This window comes from Saccharopolyspora terrae, from assembly GCF_004348435.1.
In the GTDB taxonomy this organism is placed as follows: Bacteria; Actinomycetota; Actinomycetes; order Mycobacteriales; family Pseudonocardiaceae; genus Saccharopolyspora; species Saccharopolyspora endophytica.
In genome coordinates, this window is record NZ_SMKS01000001.1 from 248,909 (window position 1) to 275,721 (window position 26,813).

A 26,813-nucleotide genomic window follows, 5' to 3' on the forward strand; every position below is an offset into this window, starting at 1 on the left:
GCAGCAGAACCTGAACCTCAACCAGCGATCATGCGGCCTGCGGACTTGAGGACCTCGCACCCCTGGGCGACGCGAGCGGCCATGGCCTGCTCGGCGACCTTGAGGTAGCTGCGCGGGTCGTAGGTCTTCTTGTTGCCGACCTCGCCGTCGATCTTGAGCACGCCGTCGTAGTTCTTCAGCATGTGGTCCGCGATGGGCCGGGTGAAGGCGTACTGGGTGTCGGTGTCGATGTTCATCTTGATCACGCCGTAGGAGACCGCCTCGTGGATCTCCTCCAGCAGCGAACCGGAACCACCGTGGAAGACCAGGTCGAACGGCTTGGAGCCGGCGGCCAGGCCCAGCTTCTCCGACACCACGTCCTGACCCTGCTTGAGGATCTCCGGGCGCAGCTTGACGTTGCCCGGCTTGTAGACGCCGTGCACGTTGCCGAAGGTCGCGGCCAGCAGGTAGCGGCCCTTCTCGCCGGTGCCGAGGGCCTCGACGGTCTTGATGTAGTCGCCGGGCGCGGTGTAGAGCTTGTCGTTGATGTCGTTGGCGACGCCGTCCTCTTCGCCGCCGACGACGCCGACCTCCAGCTCCAGGACGATCTTGGCCTTGGCCGACAGCTCCAGCAGCTCCTGCGCGATCTGCAGGTTCTCGTCGAGGTCGATCGCCGAGCCGTCCCACATGTGCGACTGGAACAGCGGGTTCTCGCCCCGGTTGACCCGCTCCTGGCTGATCTGGATCAGCGGCTTTACGTAGCCGTCGAGCTTGTCCTTCGGGCAGTGGTCGGTGTGCAGCGCGATGTTCACCGGGTACTTGGCGGCGACGACGTGCGCGTACTCGGCGAGCGCGGTGGCACCCGTGACCATGTCCTTGACCTTGGTGCCGGAGGCGAACTCGGCGCCCCCGGTCGACACCTGGATGATGCCGTCACTCTCGGCCTCGGCGAACCCGCGCAGCGCCGCGTTGAGCGTCTCCGACGAGGTCACGTTGATCGCTGGGTAGGCGAATTCACCGGTCTTCGCCCGGTCCAGCATCTCCGTGTAGACCTCGGGGGTCGCGATGGGCATCGGTCATCCTCCTCAGATGGAGTTCGGTCGTGAAGTGACGCGAGATCGCGCAGCATCCTAGGAACCCCAGCGCACCGTCCGCGGCGCGTCGGGGCACATACCACTCTTTCGCGCGTCACAGTGCCCCAGCGGTGTTGTTTTGAAAAGTTGGTGCAAGGATTCAGAAAAGGATCCTGTGCACATACTCACACGCTGGAGCACCCGCTGCCTACAGCCAAGCGCCGGTGACGACTTCCCACTGGCGGATGGTCGTCGAGGCGATCACCCCGGCCTTGGTGTACGGGTCGGCGGCCAGGACGTCCTGGAGCTCGGCCTCGTCGGCGGTCTCGTAGATGATCTGCGCGCCCTTGCCATCGGTGTAGGGCCCGCCGGCCAGCAGCGTGCCCCGCTCGGCCAGTCCGCGCGAGTACTCGCGGTGCTCCGGGCGGACCTCCAGCCTCTTGTCCTCGTCGGGCCCGTAGACCAGCTCGACAACGAACCTCGCCATGTTCTGCCTCCCTAGCGGCGGATTCCACGATCGCCATGGACGCTAACCCGAACCGGCCCCGCGAACCCATCCTCGCCCGGTAAGTTCTTCGATCATGGGCGGTGATTCGGAAGGGATCGAGCGCAGCGTCGAGAAGACCTTCGGCACGCTGCGCAAGTTGGACGGGGTCCACCGGGAGACGCAGCAACCGCTGTCCCTGGAGGACATCTACAAGCAGCAGCGGATGCGGATGGTCCGGCTGGCGATCCTGCTGGTCGACGACATCAGCAGCGCCGAGGACGTGGTCCAGGAGGCCTTCACCGGGCTCTACCGGAACTGGTCCGGGCTGCGCGACGCCAACGCCGCGATCGCCTACCTGCGCACGGCGGTCGTCAACGGTTCCCGCTCGATGCTGCGCCGCCGCAAGACCGCCCGCGAGTACCAGCCGCCGCACCAGGCCAACGCGCGTTCCGCGGAGTCGCTGGCGATGCTCACCGCCGAGCACCAGGCGGTGGTGGACGCGCTGGGCAAGCTGCCGCGCAGGCAGCGCGAGGTGCTGGTGCTGCGCTACTACGGCAACCTGTCGGAGGCCGAGATCGCCGAGGCGACCGGCGTCTCCAAGGGCACCGTCAAGTCGACGGCGAGCCGCGCCCTGGAGGCGTTGCAGAAGCACATCGCGAGCTGACGACGGTCTATATTCGGCGAATCGGACATTCCCTCCGGTCTCACCGTCCGTGACCGGTTCAGCGGGTTCGGCTGAGCCGTAAAACACCGATTTTGGTGTAGACCACTGCTCGCGTTTGGCGGAGGATCGTCGTTGTGAACACTGCCGAACTGATCCTCACCGGCGCGCGGGTCGTCACCCCGGGCGGAGTCGCGCAACCGGGCTGGGTGCGGGTGTCCGCGGGCAAGATCGCCGCCGTCGGTGACGGCGCCGTCCCCCAGGGCCCGGCGATCGAGCTGTCCGGGCGCTGGCTGGTGCCCGGGTTCGTGGACATCCACTGCCACGGCGGTGGCGGCGGTTCGTTCACCTCCCTCGAACCCGAGCAGACCGAGACCGCGGTGGCCCACCACCGCGCGCACGGCACCACCACGATGCTCGCGAGCCTGGTGTCCGCGCCGGTGCCGGAGCTGGTCAAGCAGGTCGCCACGCTGGCCGAGCTGACCGCCGACGGCCTGCTGGCCGGAGTTCACCTGGAAGGACCGTTCCTCTCGCACGCCCGCTGCGGCGCGCACGCTCCGGAGACGCTGCGCGCGCCGGAGGCCGACGACGTCCGCCAGCTGCTCGACGCCGGCCGCGGCGCGGTCCGGATGGTCACCCTCGCCCCCGAGCTGCCCGGTTCGCGGGACGCGGTCCGGCAGCTGGTCGACGGCGGAGCGATCGCGGCCGTCGGGCACACCGACGCGGTCGCCGACCAGGTGCTGGAGGCGGTGGACGCCGGAGCGACCGTGGCGACGCACCTGTTCAACGGCATGCGTCCGCTGCACCACCGCGAGCCCGGACCGGTCGGCGCGCTGCTGGACGACGAGCGGGTCAGCGTGGAGCTGATCTGCGACCTGGTGCACCTGCACCCGACCGTCGCCCGGCTGGCCGCCACCCACGCCGGAACCGACCGGACGATCCTGGTCACCGACGCCATCAGCGCCACCGGAGCCGGTGACGGCACCTACGAGCTGGGCGCGCTGCCGGTGACCGTCGTCGACGGCGAGCCCCGGCTGGCCGACGGCTCGCTGGCCGGCAGCACGCTGACCATGGACGCCGCGTTCCGCAACCTGGTGCGCAGCTGCGGGCTGTCCGTGCCCGCCGCGGTCGCGGCCACCTCGACGAACCCGGCGCGGCGGCTCGGGCTGACCGACGTGGGCGAGATCCGCCCGGGCGCGGACGCGAACATGGTCGTGCTCGGTGACGACCTGGACCTGCAGGGCGTCATGCACGGCGGCCGGTGGCTCACCCCACCCTCGTGACCTGCTGCATCGCCGATCTGCCGCCGTTCGGCCGGGCGGCTGGTTAGGGTCGGGGGATGAACGGCCGGGAAACCGAGGACACGCTGTCCGCCGCGTTGCGGGCGCGAGCGAGCGGCCGCCCCTCCTCGTCGCAGCGCGCGCTGCGACCGAGTCCCACGGGAGTGCTGCTCTTCGTGATCGTTCTGGGACTCCTGTCCGGATTGCTCGCGGCGGGCGTCACAGTCCTTTACCCCATTGGGTGATCGTGGGTGTGCGCTGCGTTGATGTCCCGCAGCTCTCCCGAAATCCGGGCGAAGCGGCGTCACGGTACCGTTGGCAAGCGTGACGTCCGAATTCGCCGCCGCGGCACAGCCCGCGCTCGCTCTGCTTCCGGATTGGCTGAATCCGGAGAACATCGTCTCTGGTCTCGGCCCGTTCGCGCTGATCGGCGTCTGCCTGATCATCTTCGCCGAATGCGGTCTGCTCATCGGCTTCTTCCTGCCGGGTGACTCGCTGCTGTTCGTGACCGGCATGTTCGTCGCCATCGGCGCGATCAACACGCCGGTCTGGCTGGTCTGCGTGCTGCTGGCGGTGTGCGCCTTCGTCGGCAACGTGACCGGGTACTGGATCGGGCGCAAGGTCGGCCCGGCGATGTTCAACAAGCCCGACTCGAAGCTGTTCAAGCGCGAGCACGTCGACAAGACGCACGCGTTCTTCGAGAAGTACGGCGCCCGCGCGATCATCCTGGCCCGCTTCGTGCCGATCGTCCGCACGTTCATCACGGCGGTGGCCGGCATCGGTCAGATGGACCAGAAGAAGTTCTTCAGCTACTCGGCCATCGGCGGTGTGGCCTGGACCCTGAGCATGACGCTGCTCGGGTTCTTCCTGGGCAACATCCCGTGGATCCGGAACAACATCGAGGCCATGGCCATCGTCATCGTCGTGATCTCGATCGTGCCGATCATCATCGAGTACATCAAGGGACGCCGCGAGAAGGCCCGCGAAGCGGCCTGACGGAACCCTCGGAAGAAGAGCCGGCACCCATCGGGTCCGGCTCTTCTTCCGCGTCCGGGGTCGGTTCGGGTCCGAACCGACCCCGGAGCTCTCACCACGCCAGGCCGAGGTCGGCGTGCTGCTGCACCCAGGTGTGCATGACGACGCCCGCGGCGACCCCGGCGTTGATCGACCGGGTGGAGCCGAACTGCGCGATGGAGACCACCAGGTCGGCTTCGCGGCGGGACTCCTCGTGCAGGCCGGGGCCCTCCTGGCCGAACAGCAGCACGCACCGGCGCGGCAGCTCCGCGCGCTCCACCGGGATCGCGCCCGGCGTGTTGTCCACCGCCACGATCGCCAGGCCCGCTTCCCGCGCCCACGCGGTCAGCGACTCGACGTCCGGGTGGTGGTGGACGTGCTGGTACCGGTCGGTGACCATCGCGCCGCGCCGGTTCCAGCGGCGGCGACCCACGATGTGCACCGCCTCCGCCAGGAACGCGTTGGCGGTGCGCACCACCGTGCCGATGTTGTGGTCGTGCTGGAAGTTCTCGATGGCCACGTGGAAGTCGTGCCGCCGCTGGTCCAGGTCGGCGACGATCGCCTCCCGCTTCCAGTACCGGTAGTGGTCGACGACGTTGCGCCGGTCACCGTGCTCCAGCAGCTCCGGGTCGTAGCGCTCGTCGTCCGGCCAGGGACCCTCCCACGGGCCGACGCCGACGCTGGTGCCCCACTCGGTGGGACCGACGTCCTCGCTCACGCCAGCCCGAGGTCGGACAGCCCCAGCAACGTGCGGTAGGGCAGTCCCGCTTCCTCGATGGCCTCGCGAGCCCCGGTGTCGCGGTCGACGACGGTCGCCACGCCGACCACCTCGGCGCCCGCTTCGCGCAGCGCCTCCACGGCGGTGAGCACGCTGCCGCCGGTGGTCGAGGTGTCCTCCACGGCCAGCACCCGCTTGCCGGTGATGTCCGGTCCCTCGATCTGGCGCTGCATGCCGTGGGCCTTGGCGGACTTGCGCACCACGAAGCTGTCCAGCGCGGGACCGTCGGCGTGCATCATGGCCGCGGCGACCGGGTCGGCACCCAGGGTGAGCCCGCCGACGGCCGTGTAGTCCCAGTCAGCGGTGATCTGCCGAAGCAGACTCCCGATCAGCGGGGCCGCCTGGTGCTGCAGGGTCGCCCGGCGCAGGTCCACGTAGTAATCGGCCTCCTTGCCGGAGGACAACGTCACCTTGCCGTGCACCACCGCGAGCTCTTTGACCAGACGGGCCAGTTCGGAGCGCTGCTTCTCGTTCACCACGAGACCCGAGGATAGTTCTCAGGTCCGGCCGGGAACGGTGCGGGTGACCACCATGCGCTGCAGCTTCTTCGGGATCAGCCGTCCGATGGCGACCAGCGCCTTGTACTGGGCGCCCGGGATCGACACCGCCTTGCCCGCGCGGAGGTCGGCCAGCGACTCGTGCACGACCTGGTCGGCCTGCAGCCAGAAGGCGCGCGGCAGCTTGCTCATCTCCAGGCCGGCGCGCTCGTGGAACTCGGTCCGGGTGAACCCGGGGCACAGCACCATGACCCGCACCCCGGTCCCCGCCAGGGACGTCGCCAAGCCCTCGGAGAAGGCGATCACGTACGCCTTGGTCGCCGCGTAGGTGGAGCCGGAGACGGTGAAGAACCCGGCCACGCTGCCCACGTTGATCACGTCGCCGCGACCGCGCTCGCGCATCGTCCGCACGGCCGCGTGGGTCAGCTCCAGCACCGCCGCGACGTTGACGTCCAGCTGCTGCCGCAGCACCTCGGGCGCGAGGTCCCAGAAGGCGCCGCCGGTGCCGAACCCGGCGTTGTTGACCAGCACGTCCACCGGCCTGGTCGCGTCGCTGAGCCGCTCGGCGACCTTCGCCCGCTGCGCGGCGTCGGACAGGTCCGCCGGGAGGATCTCGACCCGCACGTTGTGCCTGGTCTGGAGCCGGTCGGCGAGCTCTTCGAGCCGCTCGGTGTCGCGTGCGACCAGGACCATGTCGTGACCTTCAGCGGCCAGCCGACGAGCGTAGGTGCGGCCGATACCCGCGGTGGCACCGGTGACGAGTGCGGTAGGCATACGCCGAACCTACCGGTCTCGTGGATCCGGGGTCGTGGTCGGTTTGCCCGGCGGAGCGGGTGGCGGAACCTGAGCCGCTCCGCGCCACCCCTTGAGCACGTCGCTTCGGTGCTTGCCTGACGGTGCGGCCTACTGGATGTGTTCCGAGGGTTCTTCGACTTCGGTTTCGGCCGGAGTGGGGTTGGGGTCGCTGTCGAACGGGTCGACCAGGTCGGCGAGGTCGCCGAGATCGCGCAGCAGGCGTTCCAGGCGCGCCGGGTCGGCGTCGGCGGGGTGCATCGCGGCCAGCACCCAGTCGTTCTCCAGCCAGACCACGGTGACGTCCTGGCCGATCTCCTCGGTGGCGTCGACCAGGTCGGCGGTGACCAGCGGGCGAGCCGAGGCGACCTCGGTGACGAAGGCGTAGCGCGAACCGACCGGTCCGAGCAGGTCCAGCCCGGAGTCCTGGGGCACCGGCACGTCCGGCAGCCACAGCTCGATGGTCGCCGGGGTCGTGCGGCGGCAGCGGACGCCCACCAGGACGGCGACGTTCTTGCCCCCGGCCTCCAGGTCCAGCACGTAGACCTGGCGACGGCCGTCGGCGGTGAATGTCGAGCCCGCCACGACGTCCATCGCGGTCGTCGCGCCGTACTGGGCGAGCACGCCGCGCTCCCACCGCGTCGGCAGGACGCGGTCCACTTCGGCGAACTGCCAACCGCGCAGCGCCGCCCAGCGACGCCGCTCCCGGTTGTTGGAGGTGCGCTGCGATCGGTCGGAGATCAGCAGCGCGACGCCGGCGACGATCGCGACGACGGCGACGAGGAACCAGAGCCACGCAGGTATGCCCACACCGGGCAGGGTAGTCCGAACATCGCGGAACTCGAAGATCACCTGGGCATCGGAATCCGAACCGCTCGTTCGGCTGACCTTGACGTGCGAAAACCCTGATCCGGGCGGATCAATCGGCGCGGTTGTCGCACAGCGCCCGCCACTCGGCCGTGTCGGGCGCCGGACCGCGCAGGGCGGCACCGTCGGCTCGGAGGCCCTCCAGGACCAGGCCGAGGTAGCGGGCGCGGAGTTCGGCGCGGCGGGCTTCGGTGGTCGGCAGCGACGGGTTGAGGTGCTTGAACAGCAGCAGGACGTCGGTCCAGTCGACGTCGGCGCGGAGCTCTCCGGCCAGCTTGGCGTCGTCGACCAGGGCCTCGATCACCTCGGCGACGCGCTGCTGCAGGTCGCGGAACTCGACCGAGAAGGTGTGCCGCTTCTCCAGCTGCGGCAGCACCGTTCCGATGCCCGACCCCTCCCGCAGGCAGCGGTGCATGAAGCGGCTCAGCGCCTGCCACGGATCTCTCTCCTCGGCGCGCGCGGCCTCGGCCTCGTCGATGACCAGGCGGAACGCCGCGATGCGCACCTGCTCGACGAGCTCGGCCTTGCTCGGGTAGCGGCGGTAGATGCTGGCCACGCCGACCCCGGCGCGCTTGGCGACCTCGGCCATCGGAGCGGCCATCCCGTGCTCGGCGAAGACCTCCCGGGCGGCTCGGATGACGGCGTCGTCGTGCCGAGCGGTCGTTGCTGTGGGCATGGACACAAGGCTACGCCCGCGCGGAATGGTTCGTTCCGCTAAGAGGTTGTCGTCGCCGGACATCCCCGAACCCGACCGCAGAGGAAATCCATGACCACCGAACTGGCACGCCCCAGCCTCACGCGCGAGCGCGGGTTGTCACGTTCCGGCTCGTTCTGGTTCATCGGCGGGATCTACGCCCTGTTCCTGATGGCCTCCACCGCCCCGTCCCCGATGTACTCGATCTACCAGCAGCGGTGGGGGTTCACCAACACCGTCCTGACGGAGGTGTTCGCCTCCTACGCGGTGGCGATCCTGGTGGCGCTGCTGCTGTGCGGGTCGCTGTCCGACCACATCGGACGGCGCCCGGTGCTGATCGGCGCGCTGGTGGTGGAGATCGCCGCGGTGCTGGTGCTCGCGCTGGCCACCGGTGTCGGCGGCCTGTTCGCCGGCCGCGTGCTGCAGGGCCTGGCCACGGGTGCGGCGACGAGCGCGATCAGCGGTGCGCTGCTGGACTTCCAGCGCCCCGGCTCCAGCCAGGGCTCGCTGGTCAACGGGGTCGCGGCGGCGCTGGGCATGGCGGGCGGATCGCTGCTGTCGGGAGTCCTGGTGCAGTTCGTCCCGGGGCCGACGCTGACCAGTTATCTGCTGCTCGCAGCCGGTTTCGCCGTGGCGATCCCGGTCGTGGTCGCGATGCCGGAGCCGGTGGCGAAGATCAGCTCGATCGGTGAGGCGCTGCGCCCTCGCAGGCCGGTCGTCCCGGCGGGCCAGGGCGTGCGGTTCGCGCTGATGTCGACCATGGTGCTGGCCTCGTGGATCGTCGGTGGGATGTTCATGTCGCTGGCCCCGTCGGTGGCCAAGGGCATGGTGCACGACCTGCCGAACCTGATCAGCGGACTTCCGGTGGCGGTGCTGGCCGGGGTCGGTGGTCTCACTCAGCTGCTGCTGGCCCGCTGGGCCGCCGAGCGAGCGGTGCGCGTCGGAGCGGTGCTGATGATCATCGCGATGGCGGGGGTCGCGGCGGCGGTGCTGTCCCACCACGCCGACCTGTTCTTCGTGGCCACGGCCGTGCTCGGCGTCGGCTGGGGACTGATGTTCATGGGCGCGTTCCGGATGCTCACCGGCCTGGCGGCCCCGCACCAGCGAGCGGGCACGGCGGCGATGATCTACGTCGTCGCCTACCTCTCGGCCACGGTCCCCGCGGTCGTGCTCGGCTACATCAGCACCATCACGGACCTGACGACGGCCACCCTGGTCTTCACCGCGGCGGCCTCGCTCTTCGCCGCGATCGCAGCCCTGTCCACGATCCGCCGCTGAGGCCGGGGCGATTCGAATTTCGCGCGAAGTTCGAACGCCGAAGTTCGGGCTCGAATTTCGCGCGAAATTCGAATCGTTCACCCGGCCGTGAGGTCACTCCGCGGGTTCGACGGTGAGGGCTTCGTTGTCGTCGGTGACGTCGATGCGGACCTTGTCGCCCTCGCGGATGTCGCCCCCGAGGAGCTTGCGGGCCAGCTGGTCACCGATGGCCGACTGCACCAGGCGGCGCAGCGGCCGCGCGCCGTAGACCGGGTCGAAACCGTTGAGCGCCAACCAGTCCCGCGCCGCCGGCTGGACGTCGAGACTCAGCCGCCGCTGCGCGAGCCGCTTGGCCAACCGGTCCACCTGGATGTCCACGATGGACGTGAGCTCCTCGGTGTTGAGCTGGTGGAACACCACGACGTCGTCGAGCCGGTTGAGGAACTCGGGCTTGAAATGCCCGCGCACCACCGACATCACGGCCTCGTCGCGGTCCCGCTCGCCGAGGTTGGGATCGGCGATGGCCTGCGACCCGAGGTTGGAGGTCAGCACCAGGATCGTGTTGCGGAAGTCGACCGTGCGGCCCTGCCCGTCGGTGAGCCGCCCGTCGTCGAGGACCTGCAGCAGCACGTCGAAGACGTCGGAGTGGGCCTTCTCGACCTCGTCGAACAGCACCACCGAGTAGGGCCTGCGGCGCACCGATTCGGTGAGCTGACCGCCCTGGTCGTGGCCGACGTAGCCGGGCGGGGCGCCGACCAGGCGGGACACCGAGTGCTTCTCGGAGTACTCGCTCATGTCGATGCGGATCATCGACCGCTCGTCGTCGAACAGGAACCCGGCCAGCGCCTTGGCCAGCTCGGTCTTGCCGACCCCGGTCGGGCCCAGGAACAGGAACGATCCGGTCGGCCGGTCCGGGTCGGCGACACCGGCGCGGGTGCGCCGGACCGCGTCGGAGACCGCGCGCACCGCTTCGGACTGGCCGACGACGTGGGCACCGAGGGCGTCCTCCATCCGCAGCAGCTTGGTGGTCTCGCCCTCCATCAGGCGGCCCGCGGGGATGCCGGTCCAGGCGCTGACGACGTCCGCGACGTCGTCAGCGGTGACCTCCTCCTGCAGCATCGCCTTGCGCTCGGTCTGCGCGTGCGTGGCGGTGTCGAGCTCCTTCTCCAGCGCGGGGATCCGCCCGTAGCGGAGTTCGGCGGCCTTGCCGAGGTCGCCGTCGCGCTCGGCGCGCTCGGACTCCCCGCGCAGCTGCTCCAGCTGGGTCTTGAGGTCGCGGACCTTGTCGATGGACTCCTTCTCCTGCTGCCAGCGCGCGGTGAGCTCGGAGAGCTTCTCGCGCCGGTCGGCGAGCTCGGCGCGCAGCGCGGCGAGCCGTTCGACCGAAGCCGGGTCGGACTCCTTGGCCAGCGCCATCTCCTCGATCTCCAGCCGGCGCACGGCCCGCTCGACCTCGTCGATCTCCACCGGGCGCGAGTCGATCTCCATGCGCAGCCGGGACGCCGCCTCGTCGACCAGGTCGATGGCCTTGTCCGGCAGGAAGCGGGCGGTGATGTAGCGGTCGGACAGGGTCGCCGCGGCCACCAGGGCGCCGTCGGTGATCCGGACGCCGTGGTGGACCTCGTAGCGCTCCTTGAGCCCGCGCAGGATCGCCACGGCGTCCTCGGGGCTCGGTTCGCCGACGAGCACCTGCTGGAAGCGGCGTTCCAGCGCGGCGTCGGTCTCAATGTGCTCGCGGTACTCGTCGAGCGTGGTCGCGCCGACCATGCGCAGCTCGCCGCGCGCCAGCATCGGCTTGATCATGTTGCCCGCGTCCATCGAACCGTCGCCGGAAGCCCCGGCGCCGACGATGGTGTGCAGCTCGTCGATGAAGGTGATCACCTGACCGGCGGATTCGGTGATCTCCTTGAGCACCGCCTTGAGCCGCTCCTCGAACTCGCCCCGGTACTTCGCGCCGGCCACCATCGAACCGAGGTCGAGCGAGACGACCCGCTTGCCGCGCAGCGATTCGGGCACGTCACCCGCGACGACCCGCTGCGCGAGGCCCTCCACGATGGCCGTCTTGCCGACGCCGGGCTCACCGATGAGCACGGGGTTGTTCTTGGTCCTGCGGGACAGCACCTGCACGACGCGGCGGATCTCGGCGTCGCGGCCGATGACCGGGTCGAGCTCGCCTGCGCGGGCGCGCTCGGTGAGGTCCTGGCCGTACTTCTGCAGCGCTTGGTAGGTGCCTTCGGGATCGGGGCTGGTCACGCGGGCCGAGCCGCGCACCTGCGCGAACGCCTCCCGCAGGGCGTCGGGGGTGGCGCCGTGCTTGCGCAGCAGGTCGGCGACGCGGCCGCCCTCGGCGGCCAACCCGACCAGCAGGTGCTCGGTGGAGACGTACTCATCGCCCATCTCGGTGGCCAGGCGTTGCGCCCGGGTGAGCGCCTTGACGGCCTCGCCCGACAGCTGCGGGGCGCCGACCGTGCTGCCGGTGGCGGCGGGCAGCGAGTTCGTCAGCGAGTCGAGCTCGCGGCGCACGTCGGCGACGTCCGCTCCGACGGCGGTGAGCAGCGGTGCGGTCAGCCCGTCGCCTTGCGCGAGCAGGGCGCCGAGCACGTGCGCGGGGCCCACGTCCGGGTTTCCCGCCATCGTGGCGGCCTGGACCGCGGAGGAGATCGCCTGCTGGGTCTTCGTCGTCGGGTTGAACGCGTCCATTCCTCACCTCGTGCCGGTTGTCGTGCCTGGTCGTCCCGCTTGTCGGCACCAGACTCCACACGTCCAACGTAACAAAAGTTGAGCGTGTTCCGCTCAAGCCCAGTTTCACACTAATTTACTGTTTTCACAGCGAGTAAACATAGGTCTGACCAATCGGACCAACCTTCCGCAGATTGTTACGCACAGTGCTTGCGTTCAGTGATTTTGCCCGCTTGGCTATTGCGCCATGACATACACCTTGGGGACCGCGCCGCCGGACGGCGAACTCGTCCTTGCGGCCGACGCCGGTCCGCTCGCCGGCATCGAGGACACCATCAACAACGTCTTCACGCCGATCTCGGAGGCCTTCTCCGGGTTCGTGTTCGGTGAGATCACCGTCCTCGGCGTGACCTTCCCGTGGATCGTTGCCTGGCTGGTGATCGCCGCGACGGTGTTCACGCTGGTCTTCGGTTTCGTGCAGATCCGCAACTTCAAGCTCTCGGTCGACCTGGTGCGCGGCAAGTACACCAGCAAGGACGAACCGGGCGAGATCAACCACTTCCAAGCGCTGTCCTCAGCGCTGTCGGGAACCGTCGGCCTGGGCAACATCGCCGGTGTCGGTGTCGCGGTCACCGTCGGCGGCGCGGGTGCCACCTTCTGGATGATCCTCTGCGGTCTGCTCGGCATGGCGACCAAGTTCGTCGAGTGCACCCTCGGTGTGAAGTACCGCGAGATCGACGCGAACGGCAACGTTCACGGCGGTCCGATGCACTACCTGCGCAAGGGCCTCGCCGAGCGGATCCCCAACGCCTTCGGACGCGGCCTGGGCAAGGTGCTCGCCGTGCTGGCGGCGATCATGATCCTGCTGTTCGGGATCGGCGGCGGCAACATGTTCCAGGCCAACCAGACCTTCGCCCAGGTCCGCGACGTCACCGGTGGCGAGGAGGGGCTGCTCGGCTCCGACGGTGCCGCGCTGATCTTCGGCATCATCCTGGCGATCGTCGTCGGCTCGGTCGTGGTCGGCGGTATCAAGTCCATCGGCGCGGTGACCAGCAAGCTCGTCCCGGCGATGGCGATCATCTACGTCCTGGCCTCGCTGACGGTCATCGGCGTCAACATCACCGCCGTGCCGGACGCGGTCGTCACGATCGTCCAGGGCGCGTTCACCCCGGAGGCCGGGTTCGGCGGTCTCATCGGTGTGCTGATCGTCGGTTTCCAGCGCGCCGCGTTCTCCAACGAGGCCGGTCTGGGCTCGGCGCCGATCGCGCACTCCGCGGTCCGCACCCAGCACCCCGCCACCGAGGGCCTGGTCGCGCTGCTGGAGCCCTTCATCGACACCGTCATCATCTGCACCATGACCGCGCTGACCATCGTCATCGCGCAGCCGCAGCTGTGGGTCGAGGGGCAGAAAGCGGTGCTGGCCGGCGGTGAGGAGCCGGACGGCGTCACGGTGACCTCGCAAGCCTTCGCCGAGGTCCTGCCCTGGTTCCCGTACGTGCTGACCGTGGCGGTCGTGCTCTTCGCCGTCTCCACGATCATCACCTGGGGTTACTACGGCCAGCGCGCGTGGCTGTTCCTGTTCGGCAACACCTCGGTGAGCCGCAACATCTACAACGTCGTGTTCTGCCTGTTCGTGATCGTCGGCTCGGTGCTGAGCCTGAGCAGCGTCATGGACTTCACCGACGCGGTGCTGTTCCTGCTGGCCCTGTTCAACATCATCGGCCTCTACATCATGATCCCGGTGGTCAAGCGGGAGCTGGCCGACTACAAGGCCAAGATCCGCTCCGGCGAAGTCCGCAAGATCGACTCGAAGTCCGGCGTCTGAACGGAGTCCGAGATCTGACCGGATTACGGCCGTAACCGGGCACGGGAATACGGCCGTAATCCGCCACCTGATTACGGCGGTATTCCGTCCACGGACCTACCGCAGCACTCAGCGAGGCAAGGGTTACGACCGCGACCGGGTCACGGATTACGACCGTAATCAGGTCCCTGATTACGGCGGTAATCCGGGTCGAAAAACGAAGGAGCCGTGCGCACCCCCGACGTGCGCACGGCTCCTTCTTTCTTAGGAGCGGCCGAGCCAGCCACAGCAGACCGCTCCTGGTCTCATTCCTGCTCGTGCACCGCCTGGATGTCGATCTGCACGCGCAGGGTGGTGCCGACGGTGGCGATGCCGCTCTTGAGGGACTGGCTGAACCGCACGGCGAAGTCGTCGCGACGCAGCTGCGCGACCGCCGAGGCCGAGGCCCGGGTGCCGCCCCACTGGTCGGGGCCGACTCCGTCGAAGCGGGTGTCCAGCATGACCGGTTTGCTCACGCCGAGCATGGTGAGCTCGCCCGCCAGGTCCCACTTGTCGCCGCCGCGCGGGCGCAGCCCGGTGGAGCGGAAGGTGATCTCCGGGTGCTCGGCGACGTTGAGGAAGTCCTCGGTGCGCAGGTGGTCGTCGCGCAGCTTGTTGCCGGTGTCGATGGTGTCGGCGTTGATGCGGGCCTCCACCAGCGACTTCTCGATCGGGGTGCCGATGCGCACCTCGCCGGAGAACTCGTTGAAGCGGCCGTGGATGCTGCTCAGGCCTAGGTGCTTGGCGGTGACCTGGATGGAGGAGTGCACGGGGTCGATCCGCCACAGCCCGGGGGCGGGCAGGTCGGCGCCGCCGATGCGGCGGATCTCGACGTCACCGAGGTTGGCGGTCGCTCCCTCGTGCACCAGGGTGGTGCGGGCGACCGGCTCGTGGCCGATCGCGGTGACGATCGCGGTGTAGGCGCCCGCGGCGAGGCCGGAGGCCATCACCGAGCCTTGGGCGTCGCCTTGAGCTCGTGCGACCTGGGTGCTGCTACCGTCGATGACGGTGAGCACCGCCTCCGGCACCGGCCAGCCGTCGCTGCCGCGCACCGAGGCGGTCACCGCCCCGGAACCCCGGGCGGCACCGGTCTCGCCGTTGGCGGCCGCGGCCTGCGGTTGGCCGAGATCCATCTGAAAACACTCCTTTGAAGCAGAGCTCGATCATGATCTTGCTCAGCGGGCGGGCCGACGTCCAGTCGATCCCGCCCGCCGCAGCACGACCGTGACCTCCGGGTGGTGCCGGTGCGACCGGTCAGCCTTCGGGGTAGCCCAGGTCGACGTCGTGCGACGTCTCCTGGCCCGTCAGCCGCAGCGAGCCCGCCACCGGCGGATAACCGCTGGCGATCACCGTGTACTCGCCGTCGGGCAGGTCGGTGAAGTGGTAGTTGCCGTCGATGTCGGTGGTCCCCGCGGCCACCACCGCGCCCGAACCGTCGAGCAGCGTCACCCGCGCGTCCGGCACCGGCACGCCAAGGTTGGCCGACCGGATGACGCCGCTGAGCTGCGCCCCGGTCTGCAGGGCGACGTCGAGGCGCACCCGCTCCCCATCGGTGACCACGATCGGGTGGGCCACCGGACGGTATCCGTCCGCGGTGACGGTCAGCGCGTAGGAGCCGCCGACCAGGTCGGAGAAGCCGTAGTCGCCGTCGGCGTCGGTGGCGTTGGTGGCCACGACCTCGCCGCGCACGTCGGTGAGCACCACCATCGCGCCCGGCACGCCGACACCGCCGACGTGCACCAGGCCGCTGAGCTCACCAGCGCCGAGCAGCTGCACGTCGTGCCGCACCGGGCGATCGGCCACGACCACCATCGAGGCGGTGGGCTGGTAGCTGCCGCCGGAGGCGATCAGCACGTAGGTGCCGCCGTTGTCGACGGCGAAGTGGAACTCGCCGTCGTTGTCGGTGCGCGCCCGCTCCACCTGGCGCCCGTTGGCGTCGGTGAGGGTCAGCACCACGCCGGACACCGGGGTGCCGATCGAGTCGTGGACGACCCCGTGCACGACCCGCTGCGGGGCGTGCTCCTGGCCATCCACGAACCGGCCGGTCAGCGCCGCGCCGTTGGAGGCGAACGACGGGATCGACGGCTCGGTCCACGGGCTGGCCTGGGCGGAGTTCATCTGCGCGCCGTTGTTCCGGCCCTCTTCGTGTGCGGCCACTGAAGCCGTCTCCATTTCCTCGTTGCTTTCGATCGTGGTCCGCAACGGCTTCTCGCGGATGAACAGCACCGCGAGGAAGGTGACCACGGAGACGCACGCCGAGATGAGGAAGATGTCGCCGATGGCATCCCCGTACGCCGCGCGGACGATGGTCTGGATCGGCCCGGGCAGGTGTCCGACGTCCAGCGATCCCGTTCCGCCGCCGGAGGCCGCGGCCTGAGCCGCGCCGGGGATCTTCGCCAGCCCTTCCACGATGTAGTCCTGAACGCGGGTGGCCAGCACCGCGCCTAGCACCGACACACCAGCCGAACCTCCCAAGGTGCGGAAGAAGGTGACGACGGAGGTCGTCGAGCCCATGTCCTTGGCGCTGGTGGCGTTCTGCACCGCCAGCACCAGGTTCTGCATGAGCATGCCGACTCCGGTGCCCATCAGGAAGAGGTAGACCCCCACCAGCACCAGGTTCGTTTCGTGATCGACGGTGCTCAGTAGCCCCATCGCAATGATCATCACGATCGAACCGACCACGAGGAACGGTTTGGTCTTGCCGGTGTACCGGGAGATGACCTGACCGCTGACCGTGGAGGAGATGAACAGACCACCGACCATCGGCAACGTCATCAGGCCCGCGGTGGTCGGGCTGAAGCTGCGCGCGATCTGGAAGTACTGCCCCAGGAACACCGCGCCGCCGAACATCGCGGTGCCGACCGCGACGGTGCCGATGGTGGCCATCGTGACCGTGGGGTTGCGGAACATCTTCAGCGGCACGATCGGCTCGCTGTGCTTGGACTCGATGATCACGGCGATGATCAGGGCGAGGATGCCGCCACCGACGAAGTAGCCGGTCTCCGGCGAGAGCCAGTCGAAGTTCTTGCCGGCCAGCGAGACCCAGATCAGCAGCAGCGACACGCCGCCGACCAGGAACAGCGCGCCGAACCAGTCGATCTTGACCTCGCGCTTGATCACCGGCAGCTTGAGCACCCGGCCGAGCACGATGAAGGCGATGACGGCGATCGGCACGGTGACCCAGAAGCACCAGCGCCATCCCAGCCACGGGGTGTCGACGATGACGCCGCCGACCAGCGGGCCGCTGACGGTGGCCACGGCGAAGGTGGCGCCGATGTAGCCGCTGTAGCGACCGCGGTCGCGCGGCGGGACCATCGCGGCGATCACGACCTGGATCAGCGCCTGCAGACCGCCCATGCCGATGCCCTGCAAGGCGCGGAAACCGATCAGGGTCTCCATCGACTGCGCGAAACCACCGGCCACGGAGCCGACGGTGAAGATGGTGATCGCGATCTGGTACAGCAGCTTCTTGCTGAACAGGTCGGAGAGCTTGCCCCACAGCGGGGTGGAGGCCGTGGAGGTCAGCAGCATCGCCGTGACGACCCAGGTGTACTGGCCCTGGGTGCCGTGCAGGTCGGCGATGATCCTCGGCAGCGCATTGGACACGATGGTCGAGCTGAGGATGGCGACCAACAGCGCCAACATCAGGCCGGACATGGCCTCCAGGATCTGGCGGTGCGACATCGCCTGGTCCTGGGCCGACTCGTGCGGCGCGCTCGGTTGAGTCGACACCTTCGGCGCCGTCTCCGTCGAGCTGGTCATCGAGTTCCTTCCCTCATCCCGGAGTCTGAGTGATCTCCGCTTTCGATCGTGTGGCGGCGGATGTCCGACATCGCGTCGCCGAGCAACCGGGCCAGTTCGCGGACCTTCGCGTCCTCCCAGCCGACCAGCGCCTCGCCGATCCACTCCGCCTTCTTCTGCTCGAGCTCGGCGACGACCCGGTCGCCGAGCTCGGTGGTCCGCAGCAGCGAGACCCGGCGGTCGGCGGGGTCCGGTCGGCGCGTGATCAGTCCGGCATGTTCGAGCTGGTTCACCTGCCGGCTCACCACGGACGCATCGACGATGCGGTGGTGAGCGAGGTCGGAGACCCGGCATTCGCCGCGGTGCACGAGCTCGGTGAGCAGCCCCGCCGCGGCGTAGGGAACCTGGTCGGAGAGCTGCAACCCCCGTTGCAGCGCGACCTGCTTGAGGCCCATCAAGGCGCGGAGCGGGCGGAGCAGCTCACCGCAGGTCTCTGGTGTAGGTCCCATGCGAGCCCATCCTTTTAGTTGCTCTAGGCAACAATAGGACCACTTGGTTGCAGCACGCAACTGAAATGGGGGTGACTCGCACCACGGGCCGTTTTGGCCGTTTTGCTTGATAGGAGACGATTCAGGGCCCGGGCAGGCGGGCCGGAACCGTCAGATCAGCTGGTCTGGTTCAGCTTGCCGAGCAGTCGGGCGAGGTCGGCCAGGTCCTGCGTGCTCCAGCTCGCGAACTGGCCGTGGAGGTGCTTGCGGCGCTCGGCGCGCACCCGCTCCAGGCGCTCCCGCCCCAGGTCGGAGAGCTGGATGCGGCGGGCGCGGCCGTCGTCCGGGTCGGGGGCGCGCTCCAGCAGCTCCAGGTCGACGAGGGTGGCGATCTGCCGCGAGACCGTGGACTTGTCCAGGCCGGTGCGGCCGGCCAGGTCCATGCCGCGCAGCGGTCCTTCGTTGGCCACCATCAGCAACATCGTGTAGGAGGCCGGGTCCAGGTCCGGGTGGACCAGCGCGGCGACGTGCGTGGAGAGGTTCCGCGCGTTGCGGAACATCATCACCAGCTCGCGTTCGATCTCCTCGGCCGCTTCGCGGCGCGCGGGGTCGTCCGCGATCTCGTCGTCCTGCTCGCTCACGTCTCTCCCCGCACCTCGCGACCGTTTCGCCCCACTCTAGGGAGCACGACCGCAACGCAGAGCACCAGCCCGAGAACTCGTCAACCCAATTCCCAACCGGAAGACGCCTCACCGATACCAAGCACCGTCAGGCAAGCGCCGAAGGCGCTTCCTCAGTGCCCCACCTGAGCAACTCGCACCGCCGCGGATTCTCAGACGTCTTCTGGCGAGGACAGCCGTAGCGCCGCGTATCCGTTCATACTCAAGTCTCGGATCCCGGAGCCAGAAGACGTCTGAGGTTCCGCCACCCGCACCGCTGAGCAGGACAACCACGGAGTCTTACGCGGAGACCTCGTGCCAGGGACGAGGCATGCCTTTGGCGCTGAAGTAGTCGCCACCCTTGCGCTTGACGTCGTCGGTGCCCCAGGTGCGTTCCCGCAGGACGGGCATCATCCGGGGGATGTGCTTGCGGCAGTGGATGTAGGCCTCCTCGACCTGCACCACCACCCAGCGCTCGGGCGTGCGGCCGCGGTCGAACTCCGAGGGCAGCGCGGGGTAGATGCCGCGCAGGTCGGAGTCCTCGACGATGCGGGCCTTGCCGTTGACGTGCAGGCCGATCAGATCGGTGACGAAGTCCACCAGGAGGATGCCGACGTGCGGGTTCTCGCTGATGTTGCCGAGGCTGGCCATCACTCCGTTGCCCCGGTACTCGGGGTAGCAGACGTGCTGGTCGTCGAGTACTTCGACGAAGCCGGGCGGGCCTGCCCGCAGGCTGGAGTCGCACTCGCCTCGGGCGTCGGAGGTGGCCACGAAGGCCAGCTCCATGCGCCCGATGAACTTCTTCATCTCGTCGTTGAGCCGGTCGAGCACCTGGTCGTCGTAGAAGCGGCGGGCCCGCTTCTCGGTGCCGTAGGCGCTCTGGAGCAGGTGCTCACCGGCCGATCCGGGCAGAGTCGGGGATTCCTGCCAGAACGGGTCGGTGAGCTGCGGCTCGGATAATCGGGCGGGGATCGGGACGGGGGGCGTTGTGCTGTCGGACAGCTCCAGGTCCAGCATGGCCTCGGGAGCCACGCCGACCGGGTTGATGTGATCGGGGGTCACGGCGGACCACAGTGTCACGTCGCCCCGTCCGGTAACAGGTTGGCCACTAGCTTTCCCCCGACCGACTGATGGATTATCTACGTGAAGTAGTTACGAAGCACTCGAAAGTGCCATCAAGGCAGACGTACGTCCGATCAGGGGTTAGGGTCGCCCCTGATGTCGGGGGACGTTTGCAGGTAGCGGTTGCGCCCACCCCAGGTGCCTGCCGCCAACGTGGAGAAGACTGCGCCCGAAACGATGACGAACGCCGTACTGAGCCCCGGTCCGCCCCCGAACAACGAACCGTCCAACTCCGGTGTGAGCAAGATGGTTCGACTCATCCGCGAGAGCTACGCGGTGGTCGAACCGCACGCCGACGAGGTGGCGAAGTTCTTCTACGGCACCTTGTTCAGCATCGCGCCGCACACCCGCGAGCTGTTCGCCGCCAACATGGAGGTGCAGCGCAGCCGCCTGCTTCGGGCGCTCGTGCACGTCATCCAGATGGTCGACAAGCCCGACGAGCTGCTGCCGTTCCTGCAGCAGCTGGGTCGCGACCACCGCAAGTTCGGTGTCGTCACGCAGCACTACGAGGCGGTCGGCACCGCCCTGCTGGCGTCCATCAAGCGCTACGCCGGTGACTCCTGGACCGACCAGGTCGAACGCGCGTGGGCGGAGGCCTACACGGTCATGGCCTCGGCGATGACCGAAGCGGCCGCCGCCGACGACGGTCCCGCCTGGTACACCGGCCAGGTCCTGCACCACGAGCGGCTGAGCTGGGACCTCGCGGTGGTCCGCGTGCAGACCGATCACCCGGTGCCCTACCTGCCCGGCCAGTACGTCAGCGTCGAGGTCCCCCAGCGGCCCCGGATGTGGCGGTACCTGTCGCCGGCGAACGCGCCCAGCGACGACGGCGTCATGGAGTTCCACGTCCGCTCCGTCGAGGGCGGTTGGGTCAGCCGTGCCGTGGTCGGCCACGCGCAGCCCGGTGACCAGTGGCGGATCGGCTCGCCGATGGGTCGGCTGACGGTCGACCGGGAGAACTCGCCGGACGTCCTGATGGTCGCCGGCGGCACCGGCGTCACGCCGCTGCGCGCGATCATCGACGACCTCGCCCAGTACGGCGAGAACCCGCGCGTGCAGCTCTTCTACGGCGGACGCACCCGCGACGACCTCTACGACCTGGAGAACCTCCGCCGCATCGCGATGCACAACCCGTGGCTGACGATCACGGCCGTGCTGGAGGACGACCCGAACGTCGACGGGGTCGAGCACGGCACGATCGCCGACGTCGTCTCCCGCTACGGCGCCTGGGAGGGCTGGGACGTGCTGGTCTCCGGCTCCCCGGCGATGATCCGAGCCACCGTCTCGAAGATGCTCGTCGCAGGCACCACCCTCGACAACATCCGCTACGACCCTTTTACGTTGGACTGAGTCCTGCTCAACGGCCACTAACCTGACGCGAAAAGGCGCCTCCCACGACGGGGAGGCGCCTTTTCGTTGCCTTCACAAGCGGCGTAGCCGCTTTCTCCTTCACCACCTGAGCAGCTCGCACCGCCGCGGGTTCTGAGGTGGTCCTCCTGTGAGGACGTGTCGACGTGGTGTATTGGCATACATGAGTCGGCGCGCCCGGAGCAGGAGGGCCGCCTCAGGTTCCGCCACCCGCACCGCCACGCAAAACGACCAACACAACTTCTTACCGCTTGCGGTTCGGCTTCCAGACGACCAGGGCGGTCTCCTGGCGCACCGGGACGAGGTCCCTGCGGTAGGAGGCGTGGATCTGGGCCGCCGCCGATTCCGCCGCCGCGTAGGCCGCGGCGACCTCCTCGGTGAGCTCGGTGACCTTGGCCTGCAGCGCGTCGACCTGGTTCTCCAGATCGATGATGCGCTTGATCCCGGCGAGGTTGACGCCCTCCTCCTGGGAGAGCCGCTGGACCTCGCGCAGCAGCGCGATGTCGCGCAGCGAGTAGCGTCGGCCGCCTGCCGCGGTGCGTCCGGGCGAGACGAGTCCGAGCCGGTCGTAGCTGCGCAGCGTCTGCGCGTGCAGACCGGACAGCTGCGCCGCCACCGAGATCACGAACATCGGGGTGTCCTCGTTGGAACCGGGCGGGAACGCGAATCCCATCTCCGGTCCGATCCCACCGGGACCCGTCATGCGGCCGGCCATGCTTACCTCCCGAGCAACTCGTTCAGCTCGCTGCGCGGGTCGTGGTCGGCGGTGGCCTCGGCGTACTCGGCGAGCGCTTCGGCCGCCTTGCCGTCGAGCTTCGACGGCACCGCGACCTGCAGCGTCACCAGAAGGTCCCCGTTGCCACCGGCCTTCTTGCCCACGCCCTTGCCACGCACCCGGAAGGTCCGTCCGCTGCTGGTTCCGGCGGGAACCTTCAACGTGACCTTCCCGTCCAGGGTCGGCACCGCCAACGTAGTGCCCAGCGCGAGCTCCGGGAAGGTGACCGGGACCGAGATCGTCAGGTCATCACCGGATCGTCCGAACACCTTGTTGCTGTTGACGTGCACCACGACGAACAGATCACCCGATGTGGCGCCTTGACGCCCGGGCTCGCCCTGTCCCGCCAGCCGGATCCGCTGCCCGTCGTCCACCCCTGGCGGGATGCGCACGGTCAGCGTCCGGGTGCGGGTGCTGATGCCCTCACCGGCGCAGTCCTCGCACGGGCTGTCGATGATCTGGCCGCGTCCCCGGCAGTCCGGGCACGGCTCGCTGAACGCGAACGCGCCCTGGTTGCGGGTGACCAGACCCGCTCCACCGCAGGTGGAGCAGCCGCGCGGCCGGGTTCCGGGCTTGGCGCCCGAGCCCCGGCAGGTCTGGCAGGTCGCCGGGCTCGACAGCCGCAGCGGCACCGTGGCACCGCGCACCGCCTCGTAGAAGTCGATGCGCACCTCGGTCTCGACGTCGGCCCCGCGCCGCGGCCTGCTGGCCGTGGTCGGGCCCGCGCCGCCACCGGGTCGCCGGTTGCCGAACAACCCGCCGAACAGGTCGCCCAGGCCACCGGCCCCCTGCTGACCGCCGAAGAGATCACCGAGGTCGAAGCCGCCACCGGCACCGCCGGGACCGCCGAAGCCGCCCGGAGCACCGAAGCCTCCGCCCGCGCCGCCGAGCCCGCCGGCTCCGAAGAGCCGCCGGGCCTCGTCGTACTGCTTGCGCTTGTCGGGGTCGGACAGCACCCCGTAGGCCTCGGAGACCGCCTTGAACTTGGACTCGGCCTGGGCGTTGCCGGGGTTGGCGTCGGGGTGGTTCTCCCGCGCCAGCTTCCGGTACGCCTTCTTGATGTCCTCGGACGAAGCATCGGAGGAGACGCCCAGCTCAGCGTAGAAATCCTTGTCGAGCCATTCCCTGGCACTCACCGGACGCTCCTCCTTCCGCTCATGGTCACTCTTGTTCGGTGGACTCGCCGGACTGGCCGGCACCGGCCTCGGACGCGGTTTCGCCGTCTGCCTCGTAGTCGGTCACCGCGACCATCGCCGGACGCAGAACCCGCTCGCCGAACCGGTAGCCGCGGCGCATCACCGTGGTGACCGTGGGTCCGGAGACCTCCGACGAGGTGGTGTGCTGGACGGCCTCGTGCACCGACGGGTCGAACTCGTCGCCCTCGGCGCCGAACGCCTCCAGACCAGAGGAGTTCAGCGTGCCGATGAGCTTGTCGGCCACCGCCTTGAACGCGCCGTTGAGGTCGCCGTGCGCCTCGGCCCGCTCCAGGTCGTCGAGCACGGTCAGCAGGTCACCGGCCACCGACGCCTTCGCGGCGGCGATCACCGATTCGCGGTCGCGTTCCACCCGCTTGCGGTAGTTCGCGTACTCCGCGGTGACCCGCTTGAGGTCGGCGGTGAGCTCGTCGACCTGCTTCTGCAGGCCGGTGGACTCGCCACCCTGCTCGGGCGAGGCACCGTCGACGGGCTCTTCGGCCGGCGCGTCGGCCTGACCGAACTCCTCGTCGAGGGTGCCGGACATGCTTTCGGCCACCTGAGCCTCGTCTCCGTTCGGAGCAGGGGTCCGGCGCTCGCCGGTCTCGGGGTCGATTCGACGCCGATCCCGGACGACCACCGGCTCCTGCTCGCCTTCGTTGCGCGACATTTCGGGCCTGTCCGAAGTCACTTCTTCTTCTCGTCCTCGTCGTCGACGATCTCGGCGTCCACCACGTCGTCGTCCTTGGCGGAGGAGCTGGAGCCCGCACCGGCCTCACCAGCGGCGTCACCGGCACCCGCGTCGCCCGCGGCGGCGGCACCGGCGTCGGCGTAGAGGGCCTGGCCGAGAGCCTGCGACTCGGTGGCCAGCTTCTCCACGGCGCTGGAGATGGCGTCGACGTCCTCGCCCTTCAGGGCCTCGTTGACCTCGTCGATCGCGCCCTTGACCTTGGTCTTGGTCTCCTCGGGCAGCTTCTCGTCGTTCTCCTTGAGGACCTTCTCGGTCTGGTAGACCAGCGTCTCGGCCTGGTTGCGGGCCTCGGCCTCCTCGCGACGCTTCTTGTCCTCCTCGGCGTGGGCCTCGGCGTCGGAGACCATGCGCTCGATGTCGTCCTTCGGCAGCGCGGAGCCGCCGGTGATCGTCATCGACTGCTCCTTGCCGGTGCCGAGGTCCTTGGCGGAGACGTGCACGATGCCGTTGGCGTCGATGTCGAAGGTGACCTCGATCTGCGGGACCCCGCGCGGCGCCGGCGGCAGGCCGGTCAGCTCGAACATGCCGAGCTTCTTGTTGTGCGCGGCGATCTCGCGCTCGCCCTGGAAGACCTGGATCTGCACCGACGGCTGGTTGTCGTCAGCGGTCGTGAAGGTCTCGGAGCGCTTGGTCGGGATCGTGGTGTTGCGCTCGATCAGCTTGGTCATGATGCCGCCCTTGGTCTCGATGCCCAGGGACAGCGGGGTGACGTCGAGCAGCAGGACGTCCTTGACCTCACCGCGCAGCACACCGGCCTGCAGCGAGGCACCGACGGCGACGACCTCGTCCGGGTTGACGCCCTTGTTCGGCTCGCGACCGTCGGTCAGGTCCTTGACCAGGTCGGACACGGCCGGCATGCGGGTCGAACCACCGACGAGCACGACGTGGTCGATCTCGGAGAGCTTGATGCCCGCGTCGCGGATGACGGACTCGAACGGCTTGCGGCAGCGCTCGAGCAGGTCGGAGGTGATCCGCTGGAACTCGGCGCGGGACAGCGTCTCGTCCAGGAACAGCGGGTTCTTGTCACCGTCGACGGTGATGTAGGGCAGGTTGATGCCCGCGGTCGACGAGGAGGACAGCTCGATCTTGGCCTTCTCAGCGGCTTCCTTGATCCGCTGCATGGCCATGCGGTCCTTGGTCAGGTCGATGCCGTTGGACGACTTGAACTTCTCGACCAGCCAGTCGACGATCCGCTCGTCCCAGTCGTCACCACCGAGGTGGTTGTCACCGGAGGTGGCGCGGACCTCGACGACGCCCTCACCGATCTCCAGCAGCGAGACGTCGAAGGTGCCGCCACCGAGGTCGAAGACGAGGATCGTCTGCTCGGCCTCGCCCTTGTCCAGGCCGTAGGCCAGCGCGGCGGCGGTCGGCTCGTTGACGATGCGCAGCACGTTGAGGCCGGCGATCTGACCGGCTTCCTTGGTGGCCTGCCGCTGCGCGTCCTCGAAGTAGGCGGGGACGGTGATGACCGCGTCGGTCACGTCCTCGCCCAGGTACGCCTCGGCGTCGCGCTTGAGCTTCATCAGGACTCGCGCGGAGATCTCCTGCGGCGTGTAGTCCTTCTCGTCGATGCCGACCTTCCAGTCGGTGCCCATGTGGCGCTTGACCGACCGGATGGTGCGGTCCACGTTGGTGACCGCCTGGTTCTTCGCAGGCTGACCGGTGAGGATCTCGCCGTTCTTCGCGAAGGCCACGATGGACGGCGTGGTCCGCGAGCCCTCGGAGTTGGCGATCACCGTCGGTTCACCGCCCTCCAGGACGGAAACGACGGAGTTGGTCGTCCCCAGGTCGATGCCGACCGCTCGCGCCATGGGTGGTTCCTCCAGTACTAGTCCAGTCCGCCCAAGGCCGTCCGACGGCTCTTGAGCCTTGCTCGCTCAAGTTTTACCCACTACCCATGCGCACCGTCAAACGGGTTGAGCAAGGGACGCTCAAGCTTTCTGCCAGTCCAACGCCTGACCAGCCAGATCAGTTCCCCCACCCCCCACCAGGTGACCCACCCGACACGCCGGGACGTCACCCGCCCAGCGGGGGCAACCGGATTTCAGCGGAAGTCAGGACACGGATTTCCACTGAAACCAGGTACCCGACTTCCACTGAAATCGGACCTCAACCTCCCCGAAGCCAGGTACCCGACTTCCACTGAAGCCAGGTTCCTGATTTCCACTGAAATCGGGTTCCCGACTTCCACTGAAATCCGGTGCCCCCGCACCGGGCCGCAGGGGTGAGATCACTTCGGGGAGGGGACTCCGAGGTAGTCGTGGGGGTGCATGAGGAAGCGGAGGACTGGTTCGAGGTCGTCGACGGTGGGGGGTTCGTCGGCGATGAGGGCCTGGATGAGCAGGCCGTCCATGCCCGCGATGAAGGCGCTGATGACCGGGTCACCACCGCCTTCGCCGTTGTTGATGTTGCCCCGGATGAGGTCGATCCAGCGGCGCGCGGCCGGGCGCAGGGCGGGTCGGCGGGCGGCGAGGAGGTAGAGCTCGTACTCGCCGATGGTGCGCTCGCGCTGCTCGATGATCATGCGGACGAGCAGTTCGGCGATGGCGCGCGGCCACTGGGTGTTGTCGGTGACCTGCTCGCGGACGGCGGTGATCTGCTCGACGAGGCCTTCGCACCCGTCGAGCAGGCTGGCGACCAGCAGGTCGTCGATGCCGTTGAAGTAGTACGCGATCGACGCCGGCGGGACGCCCGCTTCGCGCGCGACGTTGCGGTGGCTGACGGCGCCGACACCTTCGCGGGCCACGACCCGGAGCGCCGCGTCGACGATCGCGCGACGGCGGCGTTCTCCCTTGACCCGCCGCCCGTCGGTCAC

General features: G+C 68.9%; 24 protein-coding genes. 6 read left to right on the forward strand and 18 right to left on the reverse strand.

Translation table 11 applies throughout. The annotated features are described in order from the left end of the window. Positions 1-17: 17 nt before the first annotated feature. Entirely contained in the window at positions 18-1,052 is a 1,035-nt protein-coding gene (gene fbaA, locus E1181_RS01315) for a class II fructose-bisphosphate aldolase (RefSeq protein WP_132671980.1), read from the reverse strand. A gap of 208 nt (positions 1,053-1,260) precedes the next feature. Next, positions 1,261-1,539, reverse strand: a complete 279-nt coding sequence (locus E1181_RS01320; protein ID WP_132671981.1) for a YciI family protein — start codon at positions 1,537-1,539, stop codon at positions 1,261-1,263. Between the two features lie 94 nt (positions 1,540-1,633). Here E1181_RS01320 and E1181_RS01325 point away from each other — a divergent pair, with 94 nt between their 5' ends. The 3 genes from E1181_RS01325 to E1181_RS01335 all read left to right on the forward strand — a co-directional run bounded on the left by E1181_RS01325 (position 1,634) and on the right by E1181_RS01335 (position 4,476). Then, positions 1,634-2,203: a SigE family RNA polymerase sigma factor gene (locus tag E1181_RS01325; protein WP_132671982.1), complete on the forward strand. Its 570-nt coding sequence runs from the start codon at positions 1,634-1,636 to the stop codon at positions 2,201-2,203. Positions 2,204-2,328: 125 nt separating this feature from the next. Beyond that, entirely contained in the window at positions 2,329-3,483 is a 1,155-nt protein-coding gene (gene nagA, locus E1181_RS01330) for an N-acetylglucosamine-6-phosphate deacetylase (RefSeq protein WP_132671983.1), read from the forward strand. Positions 3,484-3,804: 321 nt separating this feature from the next. Further along, positions 3,805-4,476, forward strand: a complete 672-nt coding sequence (locus E1181_RS01335) for a DedA family protein (RefSeq protein ID WP_132671984.1) — start codon at positions 3,805-3,807, stop codon at positions 4,474-4,476. 91 nt (positions 4,477-4,567) lie between these two features. Here the strand turns inward: E1181_RS01335 and E1181_RS01340 are convergent, their stop codons facing one another. The 5 genes from E1181_RS01340 to E1181_RS01360 form a co-directional block, all read right to left on the reverse strand. Then, a complete protein-coding gene (locus E1181_RS01340; protein ID WP_132671985.1) occupies positions 4,568-5,212 on the reverse strand; it encodes a TrmH family RNA methyltransferase in 645 nt (214 codons plus the stop codon). After that, entirely contained in the window at positions 5,209-5,751 is a 543-nt protein-coding gene (gene pyrE, locus E1181_RS01345) for an orotate phosphoribosyltransferase (RefSeq protein WP_132671986.1), read from the reverse strand. Before pyrE ends, E1181_RS01340 begins: the two co-directional genes overlap by 4 nt. 18 nt (positions 5,752-5,769) lie before the next feature. Further along, on the reverse strand, positions 5,770-6,543 hold the full coding sequence (locus E1181_RS01350; RefSeq protein ID WP_132671987.1) for an SDR family NAD(P)-dependent oxidoreductase: 774 nt from the start codon (positions 6,541-6,543) through the stop codon (positions 5,770-5,772). 129 nt (positions 6,544-6,672) lie between these two features. Then, positions 6,673-7,371 (reverse strand): type III secretion system chaperone family protein, encoded by a 699-nt coding sequence (locus E1181_RS01355; RefSeq protein ID WP_235875624.1) that lies wholly within the window; start codon positions 7,369-7,371, stop codon positions 6,673-6,675. A 109-nt stretch (positions 7,372-7,480) separates the two neighbouring features. After that, positions 7,481-8,104: a TetR/AcrR family transcriptional regulator gene (locus E1181_RS01360; protein WP_132671989.1), complete on the reverse strand. Its 624-nt coding sequence runs from the start codon at positions 8,102-8,104 to the stop codon at positions 7,481-7,483. Positions 8,105-8,194: 90 nt separating this feature from the next. On the opposite strand from E1181_RS01360, the gene E1181_RS01365 reads away from it, so the two are divergent. Continuing rightward, entirely contained in the window at positions 8,195-9,400 is a 1,206-nt protein-coding gene (locus E1181_RS01365; protein ID WP_132671990.1) for an MFS transporter, read from the forward strand. 93 nt (positions 9,401-9,493) lie between these two features. On the opposite strand, the gene clpB is transcribed toward E1181_RS01365, so the two are convergent. Further along, a complete protein-coding gene (gene clpB, locus E1181_RS01370) occupies positions 9,494-12,079 on the reverse strand; it encodes an ATP-dependent chaperone ClpB (protein WP_132671991.1) in 2,586 nt (861 codons plus the stop codon). A 226-nt stretch (positions 12,080-12,305) separates the two neighbouring features. Here clpB and E1181_RS01375 point away from each other — a divergent pair, with 226 nt between their 5' ends. Further along, positions 12,306-13,883: an alanine/glycine:cation symporter family protein gene (locus E1181_RS01375; RefSeq protein WP_132671992.1), complete on the forward strand. Its 1,578-nt coding sequence runs from the start codon at positions 12,306-12,308 to the stop codon at positions 13,881-13,883. Between the two features lie 284 nt (positions 13,884-14,167). Here the strand turns inward: E1181_RS01375 and E1181_RS01380 are convergent, their stop codons facing one another. The 5 genes from E1181_RS01380 to E1181_RS01400 all read right to left on the reverse strand — a co-directional run bounded on the left by E1181_RS01380 (position 14,168) and on the right by E1181_RS01400 (position 19,851). Continuing rightward, positions 14,168-15,034 carry a YceI family protein gene (locus tag E1181_RS01380; RefSeq protein WP_132671993.1) on the reverse strand — a complete coding sequence of 289 codons (867 nt, stop codon included), beginning with the start codon at positions 15,032-15,034 and terminating at the stop codon, positions 14,168-14,170. A 121-nt stretch (positions 15,035-15,155) separates the two neighbouring features. Next, on the reverse strand, positions 15,156-17,663 hold the full coding sequence (locus tag E1181_RS01385) for an MFS transporter (RefSeq protein ID WP_132671994.1): 2,508 nt from the start codon (positions 17,661-17,663) through the stop codon (positions 15,156-15,158). Further along, positions 17,660-18,151 (reverse strand): MarR family winged helix-turn-helix transcriptional regulator, encoded by a 492-nt coding sequence (locus E1181_RS01390; protein WP_132671995.1) that lies wholly within the window; start codon positions 18,149-18,151, stop codon positions 17,660-17,662. The genes E1181_RS01385 and E1181_RS01390 overlap by 4 nt, the downstream gene beginning before the upstream one ends. 155 nt (positions 18,152-18,306) lie before the next feature. After that, positions 18,307-18,771 carry a MarR family winged helix-turn-helix transcriptional regulator gene (locus tag E1181_RS01395; protein WP_235875634.1) on the reverse strand — a complete coding sequence of 155 codons (465 nt, stop codon included), beginning with the start codon at positions 18,769-18,771 and terminating at the stop codon, positions 18,307-18,309. A gap of 318 nt (positions 18,772-19,089) precedes the next feature. Beyond that, the gene (locus E1181_RS01400) at positions 19,090-19,851 is read right to left on the reverse strand and encodes a pyridoxamine 5'-phosphate oxidase family protein (protein WP_408008954.1); all 762 of its coding nucleotides are present in this window, start codon (positions 19,849-19,851) and stop codon (positions 19,090-19,092) included. Between the two features lie 306 nt (positions 19,852-20,157). Between E1181_RS01400 and E1181_RS01405 the strand changes: the two genes are divergently transcribed. Then, positions 20,158-21,261: an FAD-binding oxidoreductase gene (locus tag E1181_RS01405; protein WP_132672106.1), complete on the forward strand. Its 1,104-nt coding sequence runs from the start codon at positions 20,158-20,160 to the stop codon at positions 21,259-21,261. A 262-nt stretch (positions 21,262-21,523) separates the two neighbouring features. On the opposite strand, the gene E1181_RS01410 is transcribed toward E1181_RS01405, so the two are convergent. The 5 genes from E1181_RS01410 to E1181_RS01430 all read right to left on the reverse strand — a co-directional run bounded on the left by E1181_RS01410 (position 21,524) and on the right by E1181_RS01430 (position 26,813). Next, positions 21,524-21,952 carry a heat shock protein transcriptional repressor HspR gene (locus tag E1181_RS01410; RefSeq protein WP_165944488.1) on the reverse strand — a complete coding sequence of 143 codons (429 nt, stop codon included), beginning with the start codon at positions 21,950-21,952 and terminating at the stop codon, positions 21,524-21,526. A gap of 44 nt (positions 21,953-21,996) precedes the next feature. Further along, positions 21,997-23,190: a molecular chaperone DnaJ gene (dnaJ, locus tag E1181_RS01415; protein ID WP_132671996.1), complete on the reverse strand. Its 1,194-nt coding sequence runs from the start codon at positions 23,188-23,190 to the stop codon at positions 21,997-21,999. Between the two features lie 25 nt (positions 23,191-23,215). Beyond that, positions 23,216-23,917 (reverse strand): nucleotide exchange factor GrpE, encoded by a 702-nt coding sequence (gene grpE, locus E1181_RS01420; protein ID WP_132671997.1) that lies wholly within the window; start codon positions 23,915-23,917, stop codon positions 23,216-23,218. A 17-nt stretch (positions 23,918-23,934) separates the two neighbouring features. Further along, entirely contained in the window at positions 23,935-25,809 is a 1,875-nt protein-coding gene (gene dnaK, locus E1181_RS01425; RefSeq protein ID WP_132671998.1) for a molecular chaperone DnaK, read from the reverse strand. Between the two features lie 419 nt (positions 25,810-26,228). Beyond that, complete coding sequence (locus tag E1181_RS01430) at positions 26,229-26,813, reverse strand: TetR/AcrR family transcriptional regulator (RefSeq protein ID WP_235875717.1); 585 nt, start codon at positions 26,811-26,813, stop codon at positions 26,229-26,231.